The sequence below is a fragment of the Vibrio sp. 10N.222.48.A3 genome (assembly GCF_041475345.1).
GTDB classification, from domain to species: Bacteria; Pseudomonadota; Gammaproteobacteria; order Enterobacterales; family Vibrionaceae; genus Vibrio; species Vibrio tasmaniensis_A.
In genome coordinates this window covers 1-1,974 of the sequence record NZ_JBFRVX010000265.1, presented here as the reverse complement: position 1 = coordinate 1,974, position 1,974 = coordinate 1, and the positions used below count along the sequence as shown (strand labels likewise).

Sequence of the window (1,974 nt, the reverse complement as noted above, 5' to 3'; positions counted from 1 at the left end):
TGCATCACCAATACGTTGCTCTTCGTTCAGGTAGTCAGGGAAGTTGGCAATAATGCGCCCTGCAAGTGAAATGTCGCGAGTATCAACGTTAATACCAGAAGAAGCCGTAAAAGATTGAATGATAGGCAGCAGAGAGTAAGTTGCTAGCGCCGGAGCTTCATCAGTAATGGTATAGATGATCGTTGGTTTTTCAGTAGGCATGAAATTTCCCTATAGTTCTTACAAGCTCACTTAAAGCAGTGAGAGTGTTATAAATTGACCAGTAAGCCACTCTGAGAGTGAAAACTGCTTACTCGATAGTCGTACTCTATCTTATTTTTCATGCAATCTTGATGACAGCATGAGCCAAATCCGTGAGTGCATTGTTTTAATAAAAGAGCCAGTTATAATAAAACACGAAGGTATAATTAAACAAATCAGGCTTAAGAGTCCATCAACTTGTTCTATTTTGTGTCTTTTAGGCGCGCAAATGATAGCTCAATTCCGTTTCTATGAAAACTTTTCGGCACACTTCGTTTACATTTTTGCAAGGTAGTTAACATGTCTACTCGCTCACGCAGCGCATCTCGTTCAGACAAACCGGCTCGTTCTGGTACCACATTAAAACAAAGCGGTAATAGACAGAATCAACACAGTGGCAAAAATGACACTGGCAGTTCACACAAAAAACCGCACTCCAGCAAACACCGATATAAAGGCAAACCTACCAACGCAAAGCCTAAGGTAGCGCCCGAAGATCGCAAAGTGATTCTATTCAACAAACCTTTTGATACTCTCAGCCAGTTCACTGATGGCGAAGGTAGAAAAACGCTAGCGGATTTTATTCCCGTAAAAGATGTTTATGCTGCTGGTCGCTTAGATCGAGATAGTGAAGGTTTATTGGTCTTGACTAATGATGGCATCTTTCAAGCTAAGTTGACTCAGCCGAACTCAAAATCGACCAAGACTTACTGGGTACAGGTTGAAGGTGCGCCTTCTGAGAAAGATTTAGATAAATTGAGAAAAGGTGTTGAGCTAAAAGATGGTATGACATTGCCTGCAGAAGTAGAAGTGATGCAAGAACCTCAGGTTTGGGAAAGAACTCCTCCTGTGCGCTTCAGAGCGGCGATACCAACAACATGGTTAGCGATTACCATCATCGAAGGACGTAACCGTCAGGTAAGACGAATGACGGCAAACATAGGCTTCCCTACCCTGCGTCTAATCCGCTACTCAATGGGCAATATGGATGTGGGTCAGCTTCAGCCAGGTGAATGGAAAGATATTTAGCTGTTACTGATACAGAAAAAGTACTAATATAGCAAAAGCGAGACTCTTATTAGTCTCGCTTTTTTTGTAGATGAAGATTGATTACTCTTGGTCAATCATCCATTTACGGAATTCTTTACGTTCTTGCTTAGAAGCTTTGATGTACCAAGCCTGCAATTGCTCAATATTCTGAGTCTCAGCCAGTTTCACTGGTTTCTGAGCTTTGCCGCTTGTCTGTGCTGTCGTATTATCTACCACAGAAGTTAATACTACCGCTTCAGCTGGCTTATCAAGTAACACGCCATCTTTAAAATAGACTGCCTTACTTGCATTGTACTCAGCCAGTCGAGACTCTAGCCCGCCAAATGGCGCAAAACCGGGTTTGCGTTCAATAACATCTTGCTGATATTTAACAGTCACATCATCCTGAAAAACTACCCATGATGGATTCACAGCTTCAAAGGTCTTCTCCGCTTCCATATAGCTACGTACTTTTGGAGCCTTAATTTCAACCTCTTCACCAGTAACATCAAAATTCAATACATAAGGTGCCGAAGAGTAAACACCGCTGTTACCAAATTTTTTATCAAAGCGAACTAAAACCTGGTTAAAACCTTCATTAATCTGATTTTCACTGATTTTATTCGGAGCTGCTTGACCATTAATGTATAGGATAGATACGCCTTTCTGAGGCGTTAGGGTTGCCGCACTTACACTGCCAATAAC

At 41.8% G+C, this 1,974-nt stretch carries 3 protein-coding genes; 1 reads left to right on the top strand and 2 read right to left on the bottom strand.

Annotation, left to right across the window (positions count from 1 at the left end):
• On the bottom strand, window positions 1-201 hold a 201-nt coding region (locus tag AB4653_RS08765), incomplete at its 3' end, for an NADP-dependent isocitrate dehydrogenase (protein WP_372103871.1).
• 339 nt (window positions 202-540) lie between these two features.
• On the opposite strand from AB4653_RS08765, the gene AB4653_RS08760 reads away from it, so the two are divergent.
• Complete coding sequence (locus AB4653_RS08760) at window positions 541-1,269, top strand: pseudouridine synthase (RefSeq protein WP_009846334.1); 729 nt, start codon at window positions 541-543, stop codon at window positions 1,267-1,269.
• A gap of 81 nt (window positions 1,270-1,350) precedes the next feature.
• On the opposite strand, the gene AB4653_RS08755 is transcribed toward AB4653_RS08760, so the two are convergent.
• Window positions 1,351-1,974: DUF2057 family protein (locus AB4653_RS08755; RefSeq protein ID WP_372103868.1), on the bottom strand; the 624-nt coding region annotated here is incomplete at its 5' end.

What these genes read in the sequence shown, in the direction of transcription:
- AB4653_RS08760 (WP_009846334.1), top strand. Translation starts at nt 541, where the DNA reads ATGTCTACTCGCTCACGCAGCGCATCTCGTTCAGACAAACCGGCTCGT.